At 35.5% G+C, this 26321-nt stretch carries 19 protein-coding genes and 3 pseudogenes; 10 read left to right on the forward strand and 12 right to left on the reverse strand.

Annotated elements, in window-relative coordinates; genetic code table 11:
* Positions 1–330: pseudogene (locus tag VKJ25_RS01055) on the forward strand (restriction endonuclease); the annotation flags it as partial.
* Positions 331–499: 169 nt separating this feature from the next.
* Complete coding sequence (locus VKJ25_RS01060; RefSeq protein WP_324234776.1) at positions 500–724, forward strand: hypothetical protein; 225 nt, start codon at positions 500–502, stop codon at positions 722–724.
* Positions 725–921: 197 nt separating this feature from the next.
* Here VKJ25_RS01060 and VKJ25_RS01065 read toward each other — a convergent pair whose 3' ends face one another.
* Complete coding sequence (locus VKJ25_RS01065) at positions 922–1728, reverse strand: SDR family NAD(P)-dependent oxidoreductase (protein ID WP_483143726.1); 807 nt, start codon at positions 1726–1728, stop codon at positions 922–924.
* A gap of 589 nt (positions 1729–2317) precedes the next feature.
* Positions 2318–3346 carry a hemolysin family protein gene (locus tag VKJ25_RS01070; RefSeq protein WP_324234778.1) on the reverse strand — a complete coding sequence of 343 codons (1029 nt, stop codon included), beginning with the start codon at positions 3344–3346 and terminating at the stop codon, positions 2318–2320.
* 50 nt (positions 3347–3396) lie between these two features.
* On the opposite strand from VKJ25_RS01070, the gene VKJ25_RS01075 reads away from it, so the two are divergent.
* Positions 3397–4299, forward strand: a complete 903-nt coding sequence (locus VKJ25_RS01075; RefSeq protein WP_324234779.1) for a DMT family transporter — start codon at positions 3397–3399, stop codon at positions 4297–4299.
* A 547-nt stretch (positions 4300–4846) separates the two neighbouring features.
* On the opposite strand, the gene VKJ25_RS01080 is transcribed toward VKJ25_RS01075, so the two are convergent.
* Together VKJ25_RS01080 and VKJ25_RS01085 are read right to left on the reverse strand one after the other, a co-directional pair.
* Positions 4847–5242: a hypothetical protein gene (locus VKJ25_RS01080; protein ID WP_324234780.1), complete on the reverse strand. Its 396-nt coding sequence runs from the start codon at positions 5240–5242 to the stop codon at positions 4847–4849.
* Positions 5243–5588: 346 nt separating this feature from the next.
* On the reverse strand, positions 5589–5717 hold the full coding sequence (locus VKJ25_RS01085) for a hypothetical protein (RefSeq protein ID WP_324234781.1): 129 nt from the start codon (positions 5715–5717) through the stop codon (positions 5589–5591).
* A gap of 190 nt (positions 5718–5907) precedes the next feature.
* On the opposite strand from VKJ25_RS01085, the gene VKJ25_RS01090 reads away from it, so the two are divergent.
* Both VKJ25_RS01090 and VKJ25_RS01095 read left to right on the forward strand, forming a co-directional pair.
* Complete coding sequence (locus tag VKJ25_RS01090) at positions 5908–6480, forward strand: Uma2 family endonuclease (RefSeq protein WP_324234782.1); 573 nt, start codon at positions 5908–5910, stop codon at positions 6478–6480.
* The gene (locus tag VKJ25_RS01095) at positions 6401–6652 is read left to right on the forward strand and encodes a hypothetical protein (protein WP_324234783.1); all 252 of its coding nucleotides are present in this window, start codon (positions 6401–6403) and stop codon (positions 6650–6652) included. Before VKJ25_RS01090 ends, VKJ25_RS01095 begins: the two co-directional genes overlap by 80 nt.
* A 346-nt stretch (positions 6653–6998) precedes the next feature.
* Here the strand turns inward: VKJ25_RS01095 and VKJ25_RS01100 are convergent, their stop codons facing one another.
* From VKJ25_RS01100 to VKJ25_RS01115, 4 genes are all read right to left on the reverse strand, one after another.
* Complete coding sequence (locus tag VKJ25_RS01100) at positions 6999–8621, reverse strand: 2-isopropylmalate synthase (RefSeq protein WP_324234784.1); 1623 nt, start codon at positions 8619–8621, stop codon at positions 6999–7001.
* 633 nt (positions 8622–9254) lie between these two features.
* Positions 9255–9770, reverse strand: a complete 516-nt coding sequence (locus VKJ25_RS01105) for a LabA-like NYN domain-containing protein (RefSeq protein WP_324234785.1) — start codon at positions 9768–9770, stop codon at positions 9255–9257.
* A gap of 1132 nt (positions 9771–10902) precedes the next feature.
* On the reverse strand, positions 10903–11550 hold the full coding sequence (locus VKJ25_RS01110) for a response regulator transcription factor (RefSeq protein ID WP_324234786.1): 648 nt from the start codon (positions 11548–11550) through the stop codon (positions 10903–10905).
* Positions 11551–12028: 478 nt separating this feature from the next.
* Complete coding sequence (locus VKJ25_RS01115; protein ID WP_324234787.1) at positions 12029–12538, reverse strand: (2Fe-2S) ferredoxin domain-containing protein; 510 nt, start codon at positions 12536–12538, stop codon at positions 12029–12031.
* Positions 12539–13575: 1037 nt separating this feature from the next.
* On the opposite strand from VKJ25_RS01115, the gene groES reads away from it, so the two are divergent.
* Positions 13576–13887: a co-chaperone GroES gene (groES, locus tag VKJ25_RS01120; RefSeq protein ID WP_324234788.1), complete on the forward strand. Its 312-nt coding sequence runs from the start codon at positions 13576–13578 to the stop codon at positions 13885–13887.
* Positions 13888–14148: 261 nt separating this feature from the next.
* Positions 14149–15780 carry a chaperonin GroEL gene (gene groL, locus VKJ25_RS01125; RefSeq protein ID WP_324234789.1) on the forward strand — a complete coding sequence of 544 codons (1632 nt, stop codon included), beginning with the start codon at positions 14149–14151 and terminating at the stop codon, positions 15778–15780.
* 264 nt (positions 15781–16044) lie between these two features.
* Here the strand turns inward: groL and VKJ25_RS01130 are convergent.
* Positions 16045–17057 (reverse strand): annotated as a pseudogene (locus VKJ25_RS01130) (IS701 family transposase).
* A gap of 528 nt (positions 17058–17585) precedes the next feature.
* Here VKJ25_RS01130 and pruA point away from each other — a divergent pair.
* Complete coding sequence (gene pruA / locus VKJ25_RS01135; protein ID WP_324234790.1) at positions 17586–20567, forward strand: L-glutamate gamma-semialdehyde dehydrogenase; 2982 nt, start codon at positions 17586–17588, stop codon at positions 20565–20567.
* A gap of 707 nt (positions 20568–21274) precedes the next feature.
* Here the strand turns inward: pruA and VKJ25_RS01140 are convergent.
* Positions 21275–24076, reverse strand: a complete 2802-nt coding sequence (locus tag VKJ25_RS01140; protein WP_324234791.1) for a tetratricopeptide repeat protein — start codon at positions 24074–24076, stop codon at positions 21275–21277.
* A gap of 355 nt (positions 24077–24431) precedes the next feature.
* Between VKJ25_RS01140 and VKJ25_RS01145 the strand changes: the two genes are divergently transcribed.
* Positions 24432–24737 carry a carbon dioxide-concentrating mechanism protein CcmK gene (locus tag VKJ25_RS01145; protein WP_324234792.1) on the forward strand — a complete coding sequence of 102 codons (306 nt, stop codon included), beginning with the start codon at positions 24432–24434 and terminating at the stop codon, positions 24735–24737.
* A gap of 317 nt (positions 24738–25054) precedes the next feature.
* The gene (locus VKJ25_RS01150) at positions 25055–25408 is read left to right on the forward strand and encodes a carbon dioxide-concentrating mechanism protein CcmK (RefSeq protein ID WP_324234793.1); all 354 of its coding nucleotides are present in this window, start codon (positions 25055–25057) and stop codon (positions 25406–25408) included.
* Positions 25409–25626: 218 nt separating this feature from the next.
* Here VKJ25_RS01150 and VKJ25_RS01155 read toward each other — a convergent pair whose 3' ends face one another.
* Both VKJ25_RS01155 and VKJ25_RS01160 read right to left on the reverse strand, forming a co-directional pair.
* Entirely contained in the window at positions 25627–25764 is a 138-nt protein-coding gene (locus VKJ25_RS01155; RefSeq protein WP_324234794.1) for a hypothetical protein, read from the reverse strand.
* Positions 25765–25786: 22 nt separating this feature from the next.
* Positions 25787–26317, reverse strand: a pseudogene (locus tag VKJ25_RS01160) (phosphonate C-P lyase system protein PhnL).
* Positions 26318–26321 lie beyond the last annotated feature (4 nt).

Below are 26321 nucleotides of genomic sequence, written 5' to 3' on the forward strand. Positions count from 1 at the left end.
TTCAATATTTATCAATATATGAAAGAACTTACCTTATTATTATTCAAAACTGAGGCAGCAATTTTTGTTAGAGATTTAAGTGTTACTCCAATTCCTGATTTGTATGGTATTACAGATGGTAAAGCAGCAGGAACTTATGTAGAGCAAGGATTTAATAACTATTTACAAAAAAAGTATTTATATACTCCAGGTAGTGTAGCTAATGGCATAGATTTTCCGGAATTAGAAGTAGATTTAAAAGTGACATCTATACGACAACCACAATCATCTTGTCCGTTCCGAGATGCTAGTCATTTCAGTTATCAGTTATCAGTTATCAGTTATCAGTAGCTATGTCTAAAGCCAGAGGATTGAGATATTGAATAGAATATTTTTTTCATTGCCTTGAAAGGGGAGTCTTAAGACTTTATCTTTTGGTCAAAAAGTCTATAGATTAGGTTATAATTTACTTGTTTTTGTCTATGAAAAAATAGACAATAATGAATCACGAACAGAAAGTTTGAATATTCAAAACGCAATATTTGTAGCCAAAAAAAGAACAGGAGATTATCAAACTAGACGGGGTTTAATAGAAATTATTAGTCGTAATGGTAATCAAGATGATGTAATAGGATTTTTGGAAGACCGTAATCTTCCTTTAGATGAAATAGAACGTGAAATTCTAGCTGAAAGAATAATTAAAGAACCTCCACAACAGGGTTATATTACTATCTCTAATTCTTGACAATGGAGATGACAATATAGAAGAATTATTGAGCAGGCAGTAATAGGAAATGTGGTTGGAGTAGAAAATATTCTGAATTAATTTCTAATTAAAACTGTTATAGTAATCCTAAATAATTTGTCAAAAAAACTGTAGGGGGTTTGGAGACCAAACCCCTACTATAAAATATTGCAACTTATTTAATTTTATTATAAAAATTACTCTAAACTTTTCCCGATCATAAACTGAACTAAACCAGGAAATAACCGATAAATTTCTGTTGCTAAAACAGCCGGACCTACTACTACTTCAGATTGCTTATTTTTCACAACATTCCAGATAGCTTCAGCAATATCTTTTGGCTGACTAACAAAGTTAGATTCTAAAGCCAAATTCATTTGTTGCTGACGACTTTCTACTTCCAAATTATCTCTACCTCGAAACTGCGCTCTTTCCAAAAAATCACTATTAATAACTCCTGGTTGTACAGAACAAACATTAATTCCTTTTGACTGTAATTCCAAACGTAAAGTATCTGTTAATCCAGTAACTGCATATTTACTAGCACAATAAGCAGTCATATTTGGTAAAGGCATTTTTCCACCAAAGGAACCAACATTAATAATTGTGCCAGATTTTCTTGATAAAAAATGGGGTAATAAAGCTTTTATTGTATTTACATAACCGAAAAAATTGACATTCATTAACTGTTGAAAATCTTCTAAAGTTGTATGTTCCATTCCACCAGTCAAACAAATACCAGCATTATTAACTAATACATCTATTTTTTCATATAATTCTATTGCTTTTTGCACCAAATATTCTACTTGTTTAGCATCAGTAACATCTGTAGGAATAGCTAAAGCAGATTTCCCAATTTTTCTCACTTCATTTGCTGTTACTATTAATCTATCTAACTTCCTTGCAGCTAAAACAATATTGTATCCTTTTCTAGCAAATAAAAGTGCTGCTTCTCTACCACAACCTTGAGAAGCACCAGTAATTAAAACAGTTGGCACCATGATTTTTTGTGAATATTCAAAATTTTAGATTTATAGCGCTATGCACTAGGGAACAGGGAACAGCAGACTATCAAAGTGTTCAGGATTTAGAAATTTCCGTGCACTTTGCTTCGACTACTATACAAAAATCAGTGTAACTCAACTTTCAGGAAAAAACAGTTTGTCGAAAAAATTTTTCAGAGCCATTAATTATATAGCAATCCTAAATGGGTTTTACGATTTCATCGTAGAGGTTTGGAGACCAAACCCCTACACTTTTTTCACACCTCTAACTTCAGTTGGAGGTAATAATAACTTATAACTACTAGACTTATGCAGAAAACCGATTGATAAACAAAATTTCGTAGTCTGAACAATAATAATGAGGACAATAAACCCCCTTTATTGTTAGTTTTTAGTAAGTCCTGTTTATAATAATTAGTTGAAACAATTTTCAGGTACAAGAAAAGTTTATTGAATAAACGGAAAAAGTTATCATTTTGGGCAGAATAATAAGAGAAAAATCATTCTGACAATTCTTGCTTCTACCTGTTCTATAATTCCCCATTACTTCTTATTCCTAACTACTCCCTACTCCCTCTTCTAACTGAAATTACTCATCTTTTAACTTGATCTTTCCTCTCATTCTTGCCACAACTTGTAAATCAACACTTTTATCAGTTTCATCTACAATTTCACCAGTTAATTCTTCCAACACATCCTCCAGACTTACTACCCCTGACATTCCTCCATATTCATCTAAAACAACCATTAAATGTTGACGATATTTTTGAAATTCTTTCAATAATAAATCTACCCTTAAAGTATCTGGAATAAATCTAATATCTCGCCTAAAATCAGCAATTTTTTGATTTTCCTTTCCTTCAATTATAGCTTTAAGTAATTCATGTTTTAAAACCATACCAAGTACATCATCTATAGAATCTCCAATGACAATAATTCGGGTATGCTGAGAATTAATAATATCTGACTTTACCTCAGCTAAAGTTGCATCACTATCTAAATAAGTAGTAGCTATTCGAGGTGTCATAATATCCCATGCACTTTTATCATTTAACCGAAATACTCTTCTAATCATTTCTGCTTCATCACCCTCAATAACTCCTTCCTGATATCCTACTTTGGTCAAAAACATAATTTCTGCTTCATTAGTAGTAGGTATTTTTTTTCCTTGAGTAAAAGGTGATGTAATTTTTTCCATTAACCAAACTATCGGAGTAAAAATAAAAGTTAATCCTTGTACAGCTAAAGCTATCATTAAAGCAAATTGCATAGCATAACGCTCCCCTAAAGTTTTAGGAATAATTTCGCCAAAAACAATTACCAAAAATGTCAAAATAGCCGAAAAAATACCTAACCAACCATTCCCTAAAACTGAAGCTGCAATATTACCAATTAAGATACTACCAACAATGTTAAAAATGTTATTAATAATCACAACAGTAGCAATGGGGCGGTTAATTTTTCTCTTAATTTCCCACAGAGCTAATGCTGTGGTCTTTTTCGACTGTGCTAACTGTTGTACTTTAATAGGAGAAACCGAAAGTAAAGCTGTTTCAGTCGCAGAACAAAGGGCAGAACCTACGAGAATAATGGAAACTATAATAATTAGTCTTAGCATACTAAACTAATAATTGGATAAACTCCATAATACCATTTTTTTATTTGTTTATGAAACCTCCTAATTGGTTAATTATATTCGTTCTAATTACTGGTGCTTTGGCAATATCTACTGCTGCAATATTAGTCAGGTTGACAAGTCTATCCGCAGAAATGAGAGGGGTAGGTTTTAGTCTGGTAATATCTGCCTCAAGAGTGGCGATCGCTGCTTTATTATTAGTACCAACATGGTCGAAAATTAAATGGCAAAAACTCCAACCAAAAGCAATACTTTATGCTGGAATGGCAGGTTTTTGCCTTGCTGCGACATCTTCATTTTGGATTATTTCTCTATCTTATACTTCGATCGCTGCTGCCACTACTCTCATCAATACTAATCCCATCTGGGTAGCTTTGTTGTCTTGGTGGTGGTCAAAGGAAAGACTTTCTCGCCAAACAATTATTGGTATAGTAGTAGCTATGACTGGAGGACTAATGATTGGTTTAGCAGATATTGGTGAGACAGCTACGGGTAGTAATCCTCTTCTCGGAAATTTTTTAGCTATTATGGCAGCTTGGACAAGTAGTTTTTATATGCTTCTCGGACGTCAAGCTCAAACCAAGGGGTTTAGTATTGGAGGCTATATTACGGTAGTCTATAGTGTAGCTGCTATTGTATTATTACCTATTCCTCTGGTTTCGGGTGTTGGCTATTTTAATTATTCTGGTTTAGTTTATTTTTATTTATTTTTAATTGCGTTAGTGCCTCAATTAATAGGACATACAAGTTTTAATTGGGCAGTAGTTTGGATTTCTCCTACTTTGGTTACTTTGGCAATTTTATTTGAACCTGTTGGAGCCAGTTTTTTGGGTTATTTATTATTTCGTGAAGTTCCTTCTTTATTTGTTTTATGGGGAGCAGTTATTTTATTAATTGGAGTGGCAATTTCTGCGTTTGGTTCTCAACAAAAATAGAAAGAAAATTTAGAGATTTCATAGATGAAGTTAGTAGCAACTAATCAGGTATTTATCTACAGACTTACAGCACTTTGGAACTATATGAAGTACAGGATAATATCAAATCCTTTAGTATCGGTGTAAAAAGAGTGTGGGAAATGTGGGATGATTTGATAATGGTTGAAAATAGAACTTTTTTTTCTACCGAATTAAGCGGATTTGATTTTAGCCCCATACCCAATACCCAGAAACCGGGTTTTTAGTTTCTTCTCGTTTCTTCTAAATATCTATTTTGTTTTTTATATCATGTCCGTTGGTATCGGAGCCTGTAAAAGTTAGACAAATATCTACCCCCATATAAGTAAGGTTTTTCTGGTCTCCAAACCCACCCAATACCCAGAAACCCAGTTTCTTCAAGAAACCGGGTTTTTAGTTTCTTCTAAATATCTATTTTGTTTTTTATATCATGTCCGTTGGTATCGGAACGTGTAAAAGTTAGGCAAATATCTACCCCCATATAAGTAAGGTTTTTCCTTCTCTTTCCTTCTTCCTTCTTCAAAAAAACCTATTTAGTTTCTGGAATAACCTGTTGATTCTGGAAAGTTATAACTTTAATAAATTTAACTATAAACTGTTGGAAAAATTTAATAGTTGCTCTCATGCTAGAACCATGAATAACTGCCCAAATATTCGTCATTAAAGAACAACTAGCAAACCCCAAAAGAATAAAAGTTTGGATTCTTACTACTCCAACAATAAACCAACTACCAACATGAAAGATAATCATTAAAGCATAAAAACTGGCTACTAATGCCATTAAATTAATTTCTTTTTTCGGTCGATGGAGAACTGTAAAAATTATTGGTTGTAAACTTGCCAGTACATTCATAGGTACTAATAACCCACAAATTTCTATACAATATGTGTGGGAAAATTGAATTAAATTATTGAAATCAAACATTTTATAAATCTCTCCTTATAGTTGATTAATTTGTACAGTAGAGAACAGGGAACACTTAACTGGGAACAGGAAACAAAAAATCATACCATTTCTCATGCATTCTTGCTATACTTATAAGCTAGCAAAATCGCTTTTCTTCATAAATAAAATTACTAAACATCAAGCATTTGCTCGAACGAATAATATTTATAAATAGAAAATCCAAATATAGCAAAGTTTCTAGTAATTGGTATAAGCAACAAAGATTTGTAGCCAACATTTATCAAACTGGTATTACTAGAAAAGTCGAATAGTTCTAAATGTGTAAGGATATTAATTGCTAAATTCCTTCCCAGTTTTCTATGCTTTATTTTTTCCTTTTTTGCTTTTTATATCCATCAGTCCAAAAATCAGTAAACATCATTAACATTCCTCCAATAAAGATCATAATTGCCATCCCAGCAGGAATTACAGTTTCCCAGTCAATTGTTTCCATATATTTCCAAATTTATTTAGTTAAGGTATTTTAGTAATTATAAACAAAAAAATCGTTGAATTTCAAAATTAACTCCTAAATTTGGTCAGTTCTGAAGAAGTAGTCATAATTTATGAGAACTACTTTTTGAAAGCTCGCGATCGCTTATGTTAAACTAATCAAAAACAATGAAATTAGTATAGTCAATATCATGGTTAAATTAGATGATCAGCCCCAAAAGCGTCTTCCCACTATGGAAGAATTACCCTATAAAGATGATAAACCAGTCGATAGCGAACTACAACGTTTAATTACTAACTTATTAAAATATATTCTCGACTATATTTGGGCTGATCGTGACGATTGGTTTTACGGTACAGATATGGGATGGTATTACTCTCCCGATGAAAACCCCATTGCCCCCGATGGTTTTTTATGTCTGGGAGTAGAGCGTTTCAGAGGAAACCCTCTGCGACTAAGTTACGTTACCTGGGAAGAAAACTGGGTAGTTCCTTCCTTAGCAATAGAAGTAGTATCAAAAACTCCGGGTGGGGAATACAAAGAGAAAAAAAGAAAATATGCCCGAAATGGAGTATTGTATTATGTAATTTACGCTCCCCAGCGGGTACGAAAACCGAAATTGACTCTGTACCGTCTCAACAGAGAAGGACAATATGAGCTGCAAGAAAAAAAACCCAATGTGGATGCCAGAAATAGGTCTAGGCATAGGAACAGAAGTAGGAACTTATCACCGAACTACCACGGAATGGCTGTATTGGTATGATGAACTGGGAAAGCGATATCCTACTGAGGAAGAAGCTCGACAGCAAGAGCGACAAACTCGACTTTTAGCCGAACAACGTCTAGAGCAAGAGCAGAAAGCTCGACTTCTAGAGGCACAGCAGGTTGAAAAATTGGCAGCACGTTTGCGGGAATTAGGCATCGATCCAGAATAATTAAATTAAAAGGAAGAGAGACGGTATACGGCAAACAAAGCTCTCAAGAAGAAAGGTTTTTCGCTATAGTTTGCTGAGGAGGGCAAGAAATTAGCGATCGCGCTCCCCACAACTATACTGATCATGATTATCATTCTGATCAAAAGCGTCAATTTTTGATAGAGTTAATATTCAGAAAATCATTGTGACATAATGGTTTTGAGCTGTTTTTTTTACCCCGTGAGGGTTTTTCATCACTGATTATCCAGACGTGATATCATTGCGACTGAAACGGAGTTTCATTAATGGATAATTGATAATTAGAGATAGTTTTCATTATCCATTATCCATTATTCATTATTAATTATCAATTAACTACTGCTTCCACAGGTTGACTCTTTTGCGGATGTATTCTCTCTCCCACACTTTCCAAACCTGCATACAACCTATTTAAAGCATTTATATAAGCTTCAGCAGATGCCACAATCACATCAGTATTGGCAGCATGACCAGAATAAACCCGCCCTTCAGAGCGTAACCGAATAGTCACTTCCCCGATAGCATCAATACCAGCAGTTACTGACTGCACACTAAACTCTATCAAATCATTAGGCACATTGACCACTCGGTTAATTGCTCTGTACACAGCATCCACCGGACCAGTACCAATAGCAGCATCAGTCAATTCTTCCCCATTAGGAGTACGAATAGTAACTGTCGCCGTCGGACGGGAGCGATCGCCACAAGAAACCTGCACCAACTCCAAACGAAATAGTTCGGGTGGTTGTCGCACTTCACTATTAACAATAGATTCTAAATCCCAATCTGTGATTTCTTTCTTTTTGTCTGCCAAATCTTTGAATTTCACAAACGCCTTATTAATTTCTTTCTCTGAAAGTTCAAACCCAAGTTCTTTCAAGCGAGTTTGGAAAGCATGGCGACCAGAAAGTTTACCCAAAATAATCTGATTATCAGTCAACCCGATCGACTGAGCATCCATAATTTCATAAGTAAGTTTATTCTTGAGTACCCCATCTTGGTGAATCCCAGACTCGTGAGCAAAAGCATTAGCACCAACAATAGCTTTATTTGGTTGTACAAACATCCCTGTAAAATTAGAAACCAGACGAGATGTTTTGTAAATTTGACGAGTATCCACATTAGTTAGTGGTGCCTCCGACTCCGGTTCACGACCCAAAAATGGGTTGAAATATTGTCGCCGAACGTGTAGTGCCATCACCAACTCTTCCAAAGCAGCATTACCAGCACGTTCACCAATACCATTAATAGTACATTCCAACTGACGAGCGCCATTTTTCACAGCTTCCAAAAAGTTAGCAACTGCCAAACCGAGGTCATTGTGACCATGAACCGAAATAATAGCTTGGTCAATATTCGGCACATTTTCCTTAATACCCTTAATCAAGGCGCCAAACTCACCAGGAGTGGTATAACCCACAGTATCAGGAATATTAACAGTAGTAGCTCCCGCAGCGATCGCCTTTTCCAAGACTTGGTAGAGAAATTCTGGGTCGGAGCGACCTGCATCTTCGGGAGAAAATTCTACATCATCCACAAAAGTTTTAGCATAAGCTACCATTTCCGGAGCAATTTCCAATACTTCTGCCCTAGTTTTCTTAAGTTTGTAAGCTAAATGAATATCAGAGGTAGCAATAAAAGTATGAATACGTCCTTTAGCTGCTGGTTTAATTGCCTTACCTGCTGCCTCAATATCTGCACGGGTGGTTCTTGCCAAACCGCAGATAGTTGGGCCATCTTCTAGACCCACAGTTTCAGCAATTTTTTGGACTGCCTCAAAATCCCCAGGACTAGCGTAGGGGAAACCAGCTTCTATCACATCTACTCCCAAACGAGCTAGTTGTCGAGCGATGGTTAATTTTTCATCCATATTGAGAGCTGCACCAGGAGATTGTTCTCCATCCCGGAGGGTAGTATCGAAAATAATAATTCGGTCTTGACTAGGGGTCATTGTTTTTCTCTTTGTAATTGTAAAGTAATTAGCCTATAGCTTTTTTTATATTCTAAGCATTTAACTATCAGCTATCAGCGATGAGTTATATAAGGCAGCTATGCTGAAGGCAGCTATGCTGAAGGCAGAAGGGAATATTAGTTCAAAGGAAAAAGGTTTTTTATCACTGATTATCGGGAAATGATATTATTAATTCATTAATTTTTATTACAGTTAATTAATAAGACTTAATTGGGACTTACGCAAAAGATGTATAGACCATCTGTAGGGGTTAACCGCTGTTAACCTCTACTATATTGAGGTGGTTATGCAAGTTCTGTTGATATTAGACATCTCCAGAAAAGGTTCTGAAACCCTTATAGCATAGTTCTAAAACCTGTATTTTTGGAGATGTATATTAATTATCAATTAGTAAATTTACTAATAGAAGTCAGTAGGAGATATTAATAACTAACTTTTTTCTTCCTTCTTCCTCCTTACCTAAAAATCAAGGTATAAAACCTCTCTATTCATGGATAAAAAATCAAAAAAGTTCCTTTTAGTCAATCCTCTTCTTTAATAATATTATAATCAGAGGTAATTATTAATTATTAATTCTTGAACTTCCTACTCCCTACTCCCTATTCCCTATTTCTAATATTCTGCTTTTTCTATTTGGTCACGAATATTATTTAAGTCTACATATTGGTCTGTAGCATTGCGCAATTCTCTAGCAATCATTCCTTCAGTTGAAACAACTGTAATATGAGTATTTTTAGACCTTAATAATTCAATTGCTCTTTCAAAATCTCCATCCCCACTAAACAAAACTACTTCATCATATTGGTCTACCGTATTAAACATATCTACCACAATTTCAATATCTAAATTAGCTTTTTGAGAATAGCGACCAGAAACATCATCATAATATTCTTTCAAAATTTTAGTGCGTACTGTATAACCCAAACTAATCAAAGCATCTCGGAATCCTCTCTGGTCTTGCGGGTCTTTTAAACCTGTATACCAAAAAGCATTAATTAATTTGACTTGTGGTGTGTTGAAGTATTCCAATACTCTTCTCGGATCAAAAAACCAACCATTTTTTTGTTGAGCATAAAACATATTATTACCGTCAACAAATATAGAAAGACGGTTCTTAGGATTTTTCATTTTAATATTAGTTTTAGATAATTTAGTTTAAATCAATTAAAAAATATAGCAATTCCCATAGTTATAAAGCACATTTACAATCCCCCTAAATCCCCCTTTCAAAGCTATACTTTACCCACATATTTCTTAACATAAAACTTGGGCATTACTGACAAGTTATAGGTAAGTCTTAGTTCGGCTTTTACGGTTCCCGATAAATTGGGATAAAAATGTATGAAAAAGCACATTTTTTGGCAATAGTTTCAGTAGTTTTACTTAGCTAATATGATGTTTTCTCCTTTCTCCCCTGCTCCCTTTTCCCCCTTCCCCTCCTGGGAGGGGCTAGGGGTGAGTTCCTGGGAAGGGCTAGGGGTAGATCTCAAACCTTTCAGGAGTTATGGGTAAGGGATAGCTTTGAAAGGGGGACTTTTTGTTGGTTCCTCCTTTCAAAGCTATGCTTTATAAACATCTTTACTTAACATAAAGTTTGACAAAAGAGAGAAGAGTTATGCCTTTGCCATTCAATGAGCATTCGGGGAAAGTAAACATATTTAATTAGAGGCTTTTCTCCCCCCACCTCGACATTTCCTCACCCCCATCAAGAAGGTTTCAGGAGTTCATTAATTAATAAGGGATAGCTGACAAAGAGGGGATAGAAAAATGTACCTTATAGTAAAGGACTGCTATATAAATATTTTTATTATTGATGTAGTTTTTTTGCTAGAAAAACTTACATTATTCCTTCATTATTCCTTGTATATTTCATATTTAAGCTGCCAAAAATCACTCTTAATATTATAAATTTATAATATTTTTTTTTACTGATAGTTTTAATAAATTTAGCAGTTCAGTATTATAAATTTTAGGCTTTTTAATAAAAAGATACTTTTTTCATACCTACTAAATTGATCGATCCCTGATTAAATTTCTATACAAGACCTTGATTTTTTATCAAGGCCATAAGTTAATATTTGATTAATTAATATAATATCTAAAATTTAGCCAAATTAAAAATAATTCACTTAATAAAAGTTACATGAGTAAAATTATGAATATAGAAAATTACAATTATAGGCAGTGTCAAATCACAGCCCTTCAATCAATTAAATTAAACAGATAAAAAGTGACACCCTGAAAAATTAGGAACTTATACTTAAGCTTGATTACTTTCAATTGCCCAACGCGCTAACTCTGTCCGATTATGCAAACCAGTTTTACCAAGCATATTGCTTACATGACTTTCAATCGTTCTTTGACTAACTTCCAGAATTTCTGCAATTTCACGATTAGCCATTCCCTTCGCTACCAACTGGACTACCTTTAATTCTGTGGGAGTTAATTCTACATTTCGGCGGACCTTAATTGTTGGCCCATTGCTCAGACTCGGATTTTGATATTTACTTAGGCGAGAAGCTTGTTTCAGAGAAGATTCTACTTGAGCCACAAGTTCTTCTGGTTCAAATGGTTTGACTATATAAACATCAGCTCCAATATTCAGACCTTTAACTCGGTCTTGGCTTTGACCCTTAGCAGATAAAAACAGAACTGGAACGCATTCTGTGACTGAATTTTTTCTGATCTCCTGCACTAAGGTATAACCATCCATTTCCGGCATCATCACATCACATATAATTAGGTCTGGGATTTTTTCTTCTAGCAGTTCTAGAGCTTCTCGACCATTTTCTGCCGTTGTTACCTGATATCCACGAAACTCTAAATAATCTTTAACCAATAAGATTAGATTAGGGTCATCATCAACTAACATTAATTGTTTTGTATCTGCAGTATTTATTTCTTTCATAATTGAAGAACTCACTTTTTTTTATTCTGACAAATATTTACTTTATTAACTGGAGAACCAATGTCTTTAATTAGTAGAATTCGGAAATATTCAGCAATTTTGCCACTTTCCTGAAAATTAATGATACACATCCTTACCAAAAAGGTTGGGACTGCATCTAATACTAAAATAGAGTTTATCCCTTATTTATTTTATAGAACATAAATTTGATCTTCAATCAATAGCCTAATAATTAAAGTTGATGTAGCTAGATAAAAGCTTTGTAACTATACAAGTAATTACCACTACTTTTAATAATAAAATATGAAGATTTAATAATATTCTCTACTAATATAGTAAAGAAATATAGTTAATTTAACTGAACTTATTAAGTTAATGTTTATGATGAATTAGTAACAGTTAGTTATTAATTGGGAACTAAGTTTTCTAGTTGGTCTGCAAGTAATTTGTCCATAATTACTTAATATGGGCCGATAAATCAATTACAATAATTTGATGAAATAATTCTGGATTCTGGCAAAGGATGAGTCAGAAAAACGTATTCTTCTACTACTTGAGAACCGATGATGTGTTCTTGAATAATTTTTTCAATCACAGGAGGAGTTGCCGAGTGATACCATACTCCTTCGGGATAAATAACCATGATTGGACCTTGAGAACAAACTCGTAAACAGTTAGCTTTAGTGCGAAATGTACACCCTGGCTTATGGCTAGGCTGGTCTAGTCCTAATTCTTTCAGACGTTTTTTAAGATAATCCCATGCTTCTAGACCAACTTCTGTTGAGGAACATTTTGGTTTAGTTTGGTCTGCACAAATAAAAATATGTCTCTGAATTTTACTCAGTCCCAGAGATTGGACACAACTTTCGAGGGACTCTTGACAAATATCTACATCAATGTCTTCCTGTGGAGAATTTTTCTGGAATTGGACTATTGGCTCTTCTGGCCTACCCTCTTGGCTCATTTGGTCAGACAAGTTATTCATCATACAAATTGCAATACACCTTAAAATTTCTTTCCATATAAATTATACCTCATGCCAAAGTCAGATGTCGGATTAAGTACATCAAATGACTTACTTAAGTAATGGATAATTGATAATTAGCTATGAGAATCTTTCTCCCCTACTCCCCTACTCCCCTACTCCCCTACTCCCCTACTCCCCTACTCCCCTACTCCCTAATGCACATTTTTAGCTGTCTCGGTCCAGTAGTGGGCCGACACAGCTGGTGCATTAAGGAACCAGGCTCTGTAGGGGCGAGTTACGGTTCCCGAAAAATCACAACGAAAGTTAAGGAGTTTTCTTATGGAGTCGGCTAAACCCGCCCCATAATACAAGCCATCGTCTAACGGGGCGGGTTTATCTAAATCTTAGAGTAAGCATGAAAATCTCTGATCAAACCCGCCCCTACCCCATGCACACTCATTAGGTGTGTCATTCCAGTAGTGGACCGTTTCATCTAAAACTTTGCAGAGCGATTTTCTCTCTTGCCTCCCTGTCTTCCTTGTCTAGACACAGCCAAAAAGTAATGCACCATTTTAAGATGAAACAATCCAGTAGGGTGTATTTAGATGTAGGTTGGGTTGAGGGACGAAACAAGGGCAAAAATCTTTCTTCCCCTACTCCTTCACTCCCCTACTCCCTAATGCACCATTTTAGCTGTGTTAGTCCAGTAGGGTGTATTAGCGTACTTCGTAAACCACCAACATATATATAGACTTAAAAAAACTATCGCTATATATAGTTTTCAAAACTATATATAGCGATATAGCGTTTCTGGGTAATTTCTGATTTGGATAGAGATATCTAATGAATCTTACCTATCTTCAAGACACTCCCAACATTTCCCATACTCCCCACACTTCCCAGTTCGGGAACCCGTACAGTTTAGTCAGTTGCGATCACAAGTCTTATTCAGGTACATTAGCACTCAGGTGGTGAGAGTGCTAAAAATAAAATGAAGTTAAAACATAGCTTCACCTTAAGGCTCTCAACAAAAGTAAAATTTATCTGGAGGTAATGTCATGGCAGCTGTAACACTAAGTGTTTCTACTGTTAAGCCCTTGGGCGATCGTGTATTCGTCAAAGTTAGCCAATCTGAAGAAAAGACAGCAGGTGGTATTCTTCTACCTGATACTGCAAAAGAAAAACCACAAGTAGGAGAAGTTGCTGCTGCTGGACCTGGTAAGCGCAATGATGATGGTTCCCGTTCAGAAATGGAAGTTAAAGTAGGAGACAAAGTTCTCTACTCAAAATATGCAGGAACTGATATTAAACTTGGTGGCGATGAATACGTCCTACTATCAGAAAAAGATATTCTCGCTATTGTTAACTAATAATTCTGAAGTTGTTCTATAGCACTAGCAAACTTTTGCTTCATATTTTATGTTTGCTAAAGTGCTAAAACAAATAATCTTTATAGCAGTTGAAGCCAAAGTTAGGATGTTTTGGAATCCTGTTTATGGAGGATTTCTCTATACGAAAAACTCTTTGATTTTGTGCGATTAACTGTTCCCTGTTCCCTATCCCCTAGCGCGTAGCGCTATCAAACTAAAAAAATAATCAACTACAACTACTAATCAATAGAAATCACAACTATGGCTAAACGTATTATTTACAACGAAAATGCTCGTCGTGCTTTAGAAAAAGGCATGGATATTCTGGCTGAGTCTGTAGCAGTAACACTCGGTCCTAAAGGTCGCAATGTTGTTCTAGAGAAAAAATTTGGTGCACCTCAAATCGTTAATGATGGTGTGACTATTGCTAAAGAAATTGAATTAGAAGATCATGTAGAAAATACAGGTGTTTCCCTAATTCGTCAAGCAGCTTCCAAAACCAACGATGCAGCAGGTGACGGTACAACTACTGCAACTGTACTTGCTCATGCAATGGTAAAAGAAGGTTTACGGAACGTTGCTGCTGGTGCTAACCCTATTGCCCTGAAGCGTGGTATTGACAAAGCTGCTACTTTCCTAGTAGAAAAAATTGCCGAACACGCTCGTCAAATTGAAGATTCTAAGGCGATCGCTCAAGTTGGTGCTATTTCTGCTGGTAATGATGAAGAAGTAGGTCAAATGATTGCGGACGCAATGGATAAGGTTGGTAAAGAAGGTGTGATTTCCTTAGAGGAAGGAAAGTCTATGCAGACTGAGTTGGAAATCACTGAAGGTATGCGTTTTGATAAGGGTTATATTTCTCCTTATTTCGCAACAGATATGGAGCGAATGGAAGCTGTTTTAGAAGAACCTCAAATTTTGATTACTGACAAGAAAATTGCTTTAGTACAAGATTTAGTACCAGTTTTAGAACAAGTTGCTCGTTCTGGCAAACCATTATTAATCTTAGCTGAAGACATTGAGAAGGAAGCTTTAGCAACTTTGGTTGTTAACCGTCTCCGGGGTGTATTGAATGTTGCTGCTGTGAAAGCTCCTGGTTTTGGCGATCGCCGTAAAGCTATGTTAGAAGACATTGCGGTATTAACTGGTGGTCAAGTAATTACTGAAGATGCTGGTTTGAAATTAGAAAATGCTAAGTTAGATATGCTTGGTACAGCGCGTCGCATCACTATCACTAAAGACAACACTACTATCGTTGCTGAAGGTAACGAGAAAGAAGTTAAAGCACGTTGCGAACAAATTCGTCGTCAAATGGATGAGACTGATTCTTCATACGACAAAGAGAAGTTACAAGAGCGTTTAGCTAAGTTAGCTGGTGGTGTAGCAGTTGTTAAGGTTGGTGCTGCGACAGAAACTGAAATGAAAGACCGCAAGTTACGCTTGGAAGATGCTATCAACGCAACTAAAGCTGCGGTTGAAGAAGGTATCGTTCCTGGTGGTGGTACAACTCTAGCTCACTTAGCTCCTAACTTGGAAACTTGGGCAAATGATAATCTCAAAGCTGAAGAGTTAACTGGTGCTTTAATTGTGAGTCGTGCTTTATTAGCTCCATTGAAGCGCATTGCGGAAAATGCTGGTCAAAATGGCGCTGTGATTGGCGAGCGCGTGAAAGAGAAAGATTTTAATACTGGTTTTAATGCAGCTAACAATGAGTTTGTTGATATGTTTGAAGCTGGTATTGTTGACCCTGCGAAGGTGACTCGTTCCGCTCTCCAGAATGCTGCTTCTATTGCTGGTATGGTATTAACAACTGAGTGTATTGTGGTTGACAAACCTGAACCCAAAGATGGCGCACCTGCTGGCGCTGGTATGGGTGGGGATTTCGATTACTAAATTTTTTGAAGATGGGGAACAATTCCCAAATTGTTCCCCCTTGATTTTTTTTGTCAGAACTCACGCAAAGAAACCCGGTTCCTACAAGGAACCGGGTTTATCGGTTCCCGTGGCTTTAGTCCTGAAATAATCAGGACTTACGCACAGACACTATATATAGTGCATAGCAAGTAGAGCGATCGCTATGATTTTTAGAGAGTGATACGGCTAAGGCCACGCTCCGCGAACGCCCAGTATTTCTGATACTATCTATATCCATAAAACTTAAATAACTGTCATTTTAATTGCAGGATGTTTGAGTTCTGATACTAGATATTTAGATAATAATTGATGTTTGAGTTGCTCAGTAGTCTTCCCCATAATGTATGCCATTTTTTTTCAATGATTCCAGACCAACATGGCACAAGCAATATGATTTTTTTTGAATTTTGGCTCGACGACACTGGCAAAATTATATTCCCGTTAACTGCTTTATTTCTCTATAAAATTATTCGATTTTCTATCTAGTTTGTGACTCAAATTATACATCATCTTTAGAAAACTGACTTAAGTCATTAGTCACAATGTATTCTTTCCTCTTGGCAGAAATAGTAACCCAGAATAGCTTGAATTTTTTATCCCTTGGAAAACCTTTAATTTTTATTATTTTACCGGATCTTTTTTCTGATTCATTCCAACTTAACGCAGAAATATTTTTATATTTTTCTACACCTCCAGTATCATCTACATACGCGATTCATTTTCAATGGACAATAATAAATTTTCCTTAAATTATCTATCAATGCTATTAATCTTTGCGTTGCATACCAACTATCCATTAATACAGTTTTAAATCGTAATTTCTTCTTATTTATCACATCTAATATCATTTATTCAACATTATCTGTTTTAGTTCTTTGATTGTTATCTGGATCATAAATACGATAATGTATTATCCAAAACTGTTCACTTTCAGGATGAAAATAGATACAATTAACTATTCCTATACCCAGAGTCACCTGATGTTCATTACCACTGTATTATCCTCCCACAAGTTCAATTTTTTGGGCATATTTTTTCTTGATAACTGTATCATCAAAAATTAGGTATCCCTCTAGGGTTTTGACAATTTCTCCTTTCCCATTTCGCCATAAATCTTTTCAACTCAAGTTTTCCATTTTTAAATAACGGTTTATTCTATCATGGCTAACTTTTTCTATATGGTTTGCTAAATTTGTAATGGTATAATTTGTATGATAATTCAGTAGATATTGGTATGGTATCAACATAGTTGAAATTCATATTATTAACTCAAATCAACAATAACACTATTCTCTAATAGTTAGAGTTTTTTTGGCAAGGTTTATTTACCTTGAATTACACTGGTAAAAATCAACTATACCTCAGTATTAAGTCCTGTTGATTTTTGATGGGGACAAAATCAGTAATGGTTAGCGATCACTATACCTAATATACTCTGTATATAATGTCATGCTTAAAAGCATGACACTATATATACTGTATTTATGTCAGTCCCGATCATGATACTTATTTTGAGGCGATCCCGGAGCGTGGCCTTAGCCTTATCGCTCTCTAAAAATCATAGCGCTCGCTCTACTGACTATACGCTATATATAGTGTCTTTGCGTAAGTCCTGATTATTTATATTTTTTAAATTGTTTAAGCTATATTAAGATTGCTATATTAGATAAAAAGTAGCGGAAGGAAGATTACAAAACCACTAACTTGAAATCTCTTGTAGTGATAAACACCTAAATTAATTCCGATACATAATCCCAGTTAATTTAACCATATTTTAGAAAGAAATGGTAACAGAAACATCTGATAGCAACTACGAAACTAAAACCCAGGAAATAGCTAAACAACTCTTGACAGTCACCAAAGAAAAAAACAGTTCTTTTTTAGGTCAACTGCAAAATCAAATGCGGTGGGATGATAAACTCCTTGACTGGGCAATGAGTAACCCGGGTTTGCGAGTACAACTATTTCGTTTTATTGACTGTTTACCAGCACTAAGTAATAAACCAGAAATAGCTGCTCACCTCCAAGAATATTTGACTACGGAAGAGGTCGAACTTCCGGAAGCTCTAAAAAAACTTCTCAATTTTGCTAACCCAGACTCTGTTCCTGGTAAACTAGCAGCTACCACTGTTGCACCCGCAGTTGAAACCCTCGCTCATAAATACATTGCTGGGGAGAATATCAAGCAAATTATCAAAACTCTAGAAAAATTACGGAAGGATAAAATGTGCTTTACTGTAGACCTCCTGGGGGAAGCAGTGATTACGGAAACTGAAGCACAGTTATATTTAGCTCGTTATTTGGAACTGATGAGTGAACTTTCTCAAGGTGCTAATAAGTGGTCATCAGTTCCCCAGATAGATGAAGCAGAAGGGGAAAAACTGCCACGAGTACAGGTATCGGTAAAACTGACAGCATTTTATTCTCAGTTCGATCCTCTTGATGTTAAAGGTAGTCAAGAAAGAGTTAGCGCTCGCGCCCGCACTTTGCTCAGACGTGCCGAAGAACTTGGTGTAGCAGTTCACTTTGATATGGAGCAATACACCTACAAAGATTTGACTATTGCTATTCTCAAAGAATTGTTAATGGAAGAAGAGTTCTGCAACCGTAGTGATATTGGTGTTACTATTCAAGCATATTTGCGGGATAGTGAAAAAGACTTGCAGGGTATTATTGATTGGGCAAAAGTTCGTAGTTTTCCTGTGACTGTTCGCCTCGTTAAAGGAGCGTATTGGGATCAAGAAACTATTAATGCTTTACAAAATGACTGGCCGCAACCAGTATTTAACGATAAATCTGAAACTGATGCTAATTTTGAAAAGCTGACTCAGATGATGTTAGAAAATCATCAATATATTTATTCTGCTATTGGTAGTCATAATGTTCGTTCTCAAGCCAAGGCGATCGCTCTAGCGGAAAGTCTCAAAGTTCCTCAACGTTGTTTTGAAATGCAGGTTCTCTATGGTATGGGCGACCAAATAGCGAAAGCATTAGTCGATAGAGGTTATCGAGTTCGCGTTTATTGCCCTTACGGCGACTTATTACCAGGAATGTCATATTTGATTCGTCGTCTTTTAGAAAATACTGCTAACAGTTCATTCCTCCGACAAAGTTCAGAAAATCGACCTATCGAAGAATTATTGGCAGCACCTACGACTAATGGTAAGACTACAATACACGATCTTGTTAAACCAGTTTTTCCCAATGTTGCCGATAGCGATTACGCTAACGCCCAACAACGACAACAAGCTTTTGATGGTATTGCTAAAGCGCGACTACAGTTAGGAAAAACTTATCTGCCAATTATTAATGGTGAATATACAAATACTGCACAAATAGTTGATTCTGTCAACCCATCAAACCCCAGAGAAGTTGTTGGTAAAATTGGTTTAATTTCTGTGGAACAAGCAGAAAAAGCAATTCAAGCAGCCAAAGCAGCATTTCCAGGTTGGAAAAAAACACCAGTTCAGGAACGGACAGGGATATTACGCAAAGCTGCTGACTTAATGGAAAAACGTCGTCACGAACTGACAGCATGGATGGTTTTAGAAGTTGGGAAACCACTTAACCAGTGTAATGCAGAAGTTTCTGAAGCTATAGATTTTTGTCGTTATTATGCTGATGAAATGGAACGGTTGGAGCATGGTTATAAATATGATGTCGCTGGAGAAACTGACCGTTATCATTATCAACCTCGTGGTATTTCTCTGGTAATTTCACCTTGGAATTTTCCTCTTGCTATTCCTACGGGAATGACGGTTGCATCTTTAGTGACTGGTAACTGCACATTGTTAAAACCTGCGGAGGTGTCATCAGTTATTGCCTCCAAAATTGCTGAAATTTTGGTAGAAGCAGGTTTTCCTAAAGGGGTATTTCAGTTTGTTCCCGGTAAGGGTTCCACAGTAGGTGATTTTATGGTGAAGCACCCAGATGTGAATAGTATTACTTTTACTGGTTCCCAGGAAGTAGGTTGTCATATTTATGCTCAAGCTGCTATTTTGCGACCGGGGCAAAAACATCTGAAGCGAGTTATTGCGGAAATGGGTGGTAAAAATGCAATTATCGTGGATGAAAGTGCTGACCTTGACCAAGCAGTTGCTGGGGTTGTACATTCTGCTTTTGGATATAGTGGACAGAAATGTTCTGCTTGTTCGCGGGTTGTGGTTTTAAGACCAATTTATGATACTTTTGTCAGTCGGTTAGTTGAAGCGACGCGATCGCTAAATATAGGAGATGCGGAGAAACCTAGTACCCAAGTTGGTCCGGTTATTGATGAGAAAGCACAAAAGCGGATTCAGGAATATATTGCTATCGGTAAGCAGGAGGCCGAGGTTGCTATTGAGATGAGTGCGCCAGAGGATGGTTATTTTGTTGGTCCTGTGGTATTTAAAGATGTGTCACCGGATGGGACTATTGCTCAGGAGGAAATATTCGGTCCGGTATTAGCAGTGATGAAAGCAAAGGATTTTTCTGAGGCGCTAGAAATTGCTAACGGAACGAATTTTGCTTTGACTGGTGGGTTGTATTCTCGGACTCCTTCTCACATTGAACGAGCGAAAGCAGAATTTGAAGTGGGAAATTTATATATTAATCGTGGGATTACCGGAGCGATCATTTCCAGGCAACCTTTTGGTGGGTTTAAGTTATCTGGTGTCGGTTCAAAAGCAGGAGGTCCTGATTATTTACTACAATTTTTGGAACCGCGCACAATAACAGAGAATCTGCAACGGCAAGGTTTTGCTCCTATTGAGGGTGTGGATAGTTAAAATTAAAAAGGACTGATGCAAAGAAACCCGGTTTCTAGGATAAATCGTTGTTTTGAGCAATAGATGTCTACGCTAGTACCGGGTTTCTGGGTTCACATGGCTTTAGTCCTGATTAAAAATGACTTACCCATAAACGCTATTAGTAGTGGAGTGTTTCATCTAAAATGGTGCAATAGTAGGGGCGGGTTTTAGCAATAATTTTGATACTTACAGGATTTACGCAAAATATCAGGTCAGACACCATCTGTAGGGGCGAACGGCCGTTCGCCCCTACTTCTTTCTTACCTTCTTTATATAATACTGGTGCCACCGGACATGATATCAGGATTTGTAGGAGCGGGTTACGGTTCCCGAAAAATCACAACGAAAGTTAACGAGTTTTCACGGACTGAGTCAGATAAACCCGCCCCATAATATAAGTCGCCGTCTCAGGGGCGGGTTTATGTAAATCCTAGAGTAAGCATGAAAATTTCCTGAGAAACCCGCCCCTACCCCATGCACTATTTTAGATGAAACAATCCAGTAGGGTGTGTTAGCGTACTTCCTAACGCACCGAAACTCTATATTACAGCGCTTTTCACTTTTTATGAACCACATCGCCATAAACAAAACCTTGTAGAGACGTTGTATGCAATGTCCCTACTGTAGCAATGTTCCTACTGTAGTTTACCAAAATGAAAATCGCTGTAAGTCTGGGTAAGTTAATTTCAGTGCCAGTTACTAACCGTCAATAACTTATCTGCATATAACTTAACAGTTGCAGGACAAAACATCAAATGATGGTCACAATTTTCAGGGGATTTATCAACAAAATCCAGTTTTAAAATACCTGTATTTAAGTCTAAAGTTTCTTCTGTGAAATCTCGATAAGTGATTTGATATTCCTGACAGAATCCTTTTAAAATTTCGTTAAATTTTAAGCTTCTTTTTGTTCTTTCAACTATTGGTGGTAAAACGTTAGTTAGTTGGGCAACAATTTGATTAATTATTGTATCTATTGATTTTGAATTATTTGGATTTATGATTCTATCAGTAATTATATTGACAACATTCTTGACTGCATTACGATGTACAAAAATGGAAGGTAAATTAGCTCCAAAAACCACGAGTTTTTCTATTTCAACTTCAAGAGAGGTTAAAAAATCAAAATAAATAGAAGCAATGTTTTGTGCAAAATCTTCAAATTTAACATTTTCTCCCTTCATTATTAATTTGTAATAATATCCATACTCAATATCAACTTGCCCCAATTTGAAAATAAATTTATCAAAGGATTTAGATTCAACAATATGCCTAACTAAATTAGAAGTATTGAGAGTAGATTCCCGTTTGCCAAAACCGGCAACTGAAGCGGCTGGAATCGAATAGACAACTACATCTAAATTTTCATATTTTTGTATAAACAAACCAGAATGAGAACTACCAAGTATAATGTATTTTTTATCTGATTTACTAGGATTATCGTTAATGCCTTTCCATAATTTGGTTAGATTAAATCTTTGATAATTTTTAGTATGTAATTCCCAATAGCTATTCAAAGCTTCCCTAAGTCGATTTTGTTTGCTGAGAAATTGAGCGTATCCTGGCGATCGCTCAATTGATGGTTTAAGAGTAATGGCTTTTTTATAATAAATTTCAGCTTCAGATAAATTACCTTTACTTTCAACAATTAAATTAGCCAAAGTAGAATATAAATTAGGATGAATATTGATAGATATTGACTCTTTTAACAGCACTATAGCCTCTTCAACTTTTCCTATTCTAGACAACAAACCTGCTAAACCAGTGTAAGCTCCCACTAATTTTGGGTTAAGAGCGATCGCTTGACGGTATATTTTCTCTGCTTCCTCGAATTGATAATTTGCTACCAAAGCACCAGCTAAAGTCAGATAAAAGTTATGTGACTGGGGATTTAATTTAATAGCTTGACGATAAGCAGTAATAGCTTCTGGCAATAGAGTCCAACTTTTACTTTTTAGGGCATTTCCTAAATGCAAATAACTAGAAGCGGCTTGAGGATGAGACTGTATTACCTGTTGAAATAGAGAAAGATGAGAAGTCAAAACTGTTTCAGCCAATTCTAATTTTCCTAACTGAGTTAGTGTTTTAGCTAACTGGAGATAAGCAGGTTTATGTTGGGGGAATCTTTCAATTATTTCTTGCCAAGTATTAGCTGCGTTTTCCCAATCCTGAATAGTAGTTAAAATACGAGCCAAACCATCTTTAGCCTGAAGTTTATAGGGGAATTTTATAGCTAATTGATTAAAAATAATTTCAGCTTCTGCGCATCTTCCTAAATTTAGTAAAACATTCCCTTTTTGTACATAGAAATTAAAGTAATGAGGCAAATTATTAATCGCATTTGACCAACGTTCTAAAGCTAAATTCCAATCTGCTAAATTATGAGTTAATCTGGCATAACCTTCATAACCATGATGTTGATTAGGAAACTTTTCTATTAATCTTTTAAAAATATCTTCTGCTTCATCAAACCGAGATAAATTTATCAACACATTTCCTTTTTGAACTTGGAAATTGATATTTTCGGGAAACTTTTCTATAGCATTTGACCAACGTTCTAAAGCTAAATTCCAATCTGCTAAATTATGATTTAATCTGGCATAACCTTCATAACCATGAGGTTGATTAGGAAACTTTTCTATTAATCTTTTAAAAATATCTTCTGCTTCATCAAACCGAGATAAATTTATCAACGCATTTCCTTTTTGAACTTGGAAATTGATATTTTCGGGAAACTTTTCTATCGCATTTGACCAACGTTCTAAAGCTAAATTCCAATTTGCTAAACTATGAGTTAATCTGGCATAACCATGATAACCATCTGGTAATTTGGGATAAACTTTTATTAATTCTTGAAATACCCTTTCTGCTTCCTGAAATCTACTTAAAGTAATTAAATTATTCCCACAATTTCGATAAATAGGCATCGGTTGCTGAGGATTGAGAATTAATGCTTGTTGGTAAAACTCAACAGCTTCCCTTATTTTTCCTTCCTTATTTAACTTATCCCCTTTCTGCACACAATTTTTAGCAATATCTGTTTGCAACCAAGAGATTTTTTGAGTTGCCTTCAAGTGATTTGAATTAAAAGAAAGTATTTTTTGCCAAGTTGTTAATGCCAGTCCAAAATTCGATTTAGCTTCATAAACTAAAGCTAAAGTTTGATGATAAATTGCCGAATTTGGTTGTAGAGAAATAGCCTTTTGTGAAGAATTAATCGCCTTATCTAATTTTCCTTCCTTGATTAATGCTTCAGCTAAACTATTGTGGAAGTTAGCAGAATTAGGATTAAATTTAATCGCCTGTCGATATTGGGCAATGGCATCAGACCATTTTTCTTCTTGGAAAAACAGTTTACCCAAGTAATAGTAATTCCAAGAAAAATTGGGATTTAATTCGATAATTTTCTCGTATTCTCGGCGAGAATCATCCAATTTACCTGCGTGAAATAATTGGTTAGCAATTTTGAGAGAGTTAGTGATTGTCATATTAAATAGAAAAGTTTAATAACAGACTGCATACCCATATAATCCGATTCTATGTTACTAGGTAACAAGCACCTTTGAATCTTTATTTAACTACCAAAGCAATTTTATCTATTAAATAATTTTAGAAAAAATGGTGCAATAGCTTATTACTTATTATGAAAAACTTTTATCCTCAAGACCTAATTATTCTTCTCAACTTTTTCTACCTTCTCACACTTCCCACCCTCCCCACACTCTCCACCCTCCTCACCCTTCCCACACTCTCAATTTATTTTCCTAAATAAATAGCTATACAGCATGACCCATTGGCATTACAATTACATTAATTGATTTTTAAGAATGGAGGAATGTTTGGATGCCAGAAGCAGTAGGTGTCATAGAAACTATTGGTTTTCCAGGAATCTTAGCTGCTGCAGATGCGATGGTCAAAGGTGCCAGAGTTACCTTAGTTTACTTTGACAAAGCCGAAAGAGGCCACTTTGTAGTTGCAGTCCGGGGGCCAACTTCTGAAGTTTATCCTTCAGTCCAAGCTGGTATTGAGGCAGTCGAAAAAGTCTATGGAGGTATATTGGAAAGTCATTATATTGTTCCTAATCCTCCAGAAAATGTAGAGTCTGTATTACCACTGGAATATACAGAAGTGACCGAACAGTTTAGATAATTTTTGTCTGAAATTATATTATTTTTTTACTTAAAAATAATTGTATTTATCGCAAAAATCTAAACTTTTTACAATTAATAATTAGCAATTAGCATTTAGCATTTAGCATTCAGCAATGAAATTTTATAAGGGGATTTTAACTCCTCCTAAACCTTCTGCTTTAGTTTATAGAAACAGGGTATTTAAACCCAATTCAAAAAGTTGATAGCTGTTGGGAAAGTATTCCGGAATGGAAATACTAAAAGCTGATAACTGATAGCTGATAGCTGATAGCTAATAGCTGACAAATTCTTAACTTAAATTTAGGAGAAATAATAATGGCGCAACAAGCGGTTGGAGCATTAGAAACTAAAGGTTTTCCTGGTATTGTAGCTGCTGCCGATGCAATGGTAAAAGCTGGTCGAGTTACTTTAGTTGGTTATATTAGGGTTGGTAGTGCTAGATTTACTGTGCAAATTCGAGGTGATGTTTCGGAAGTAAAAACTGCTATGGATGCAGGAATTGCAGCAGTAGAAAAAGTTTATGGTGGTACTTTAGAATCTTGGGTAATTATTCCTCGTCCTCACGAAAATATTGTGGCAGTTTTACCAATAGATTTTAATGAAAAAGTGGAACCTTTCCGCCAAAAAGTAGAAGGAATAACTGTACCAGGATTGCCTGGTGGTAGATAAGTTTTGATTCTGTTAAATATCTACTAATTCTGTTAGAAACCCTCAACATTACTATTGTATTGTTAACAATTCTCTCACTATAATTTGAGTAATTGTTAACAATAATACTCTGTGGACGGTTAATATAAATATCAATTACTTTAGAGGTTTGATTTCCCAAACCTAGTGATAAGTCGTTGCTAATATCTATTTCCCACAAAGTCGGTTTCTCATAACATTTATTCCGAGAAATATTCAAAAGTAAGTTCTTTTGTACAAAGTCTAGATTTCACCTCTTCATCGTGAAAAATTCCGATTAAACCACAACCATTAGCTTTACATTTTTCTAGTAGTTCAATTACTATTTGACTATTCACAGAATCTAAAGCTGAAGTTGGTTCATCTAACTAATAAAATTGGATAATTAACTACCAACGCTCTAGCTAAATTAACCCTTTGTTTCTCTCCTCCAGAAAAAGTAGTTGGAGAAAGATGTCAAAGACGTTTTGGTAAATTCAATATTTCAAATAATTCTACTACTTTTTGATAGGCTATTTCTGGTTTTATTCCTAATTCTAATAAAGGTTCTGCTGCTACTTCTAAAGCGGGTACACGAGGAATTACTCGTAAAAATTGACTGACATAACCAATAGTAGTTTTGCGTACTTCTAAAATTTCATGGGGTGCTAATTTAGGAAGGTCAACCCAACTAGATTTGTGCTTGATAAAAACTGAACCTTTATCAACTCGATAGTTACCATAAAGACAACGTATACATGTAGATTTTCCTGAACCAGATTTTCCAGATAAAGCAATACATTCTCCTGCTTTTAAGTTAAGAAAAATATTTTTCAAAACTGATAATTTGACTCCACCTTGATTCTGTAAAGTAAAGCTTTTTTCAATAGATTCTGCTTTTAATATATTCATAATG

This window comes from Okeania sp. (genome assembly GCF_035285525.1).
Lineage (GTDB): Bacteria > Cyanobacteriota > Cyanobacteriia > Cyanobacteriales > Microcoleaceae > Trichodesmium.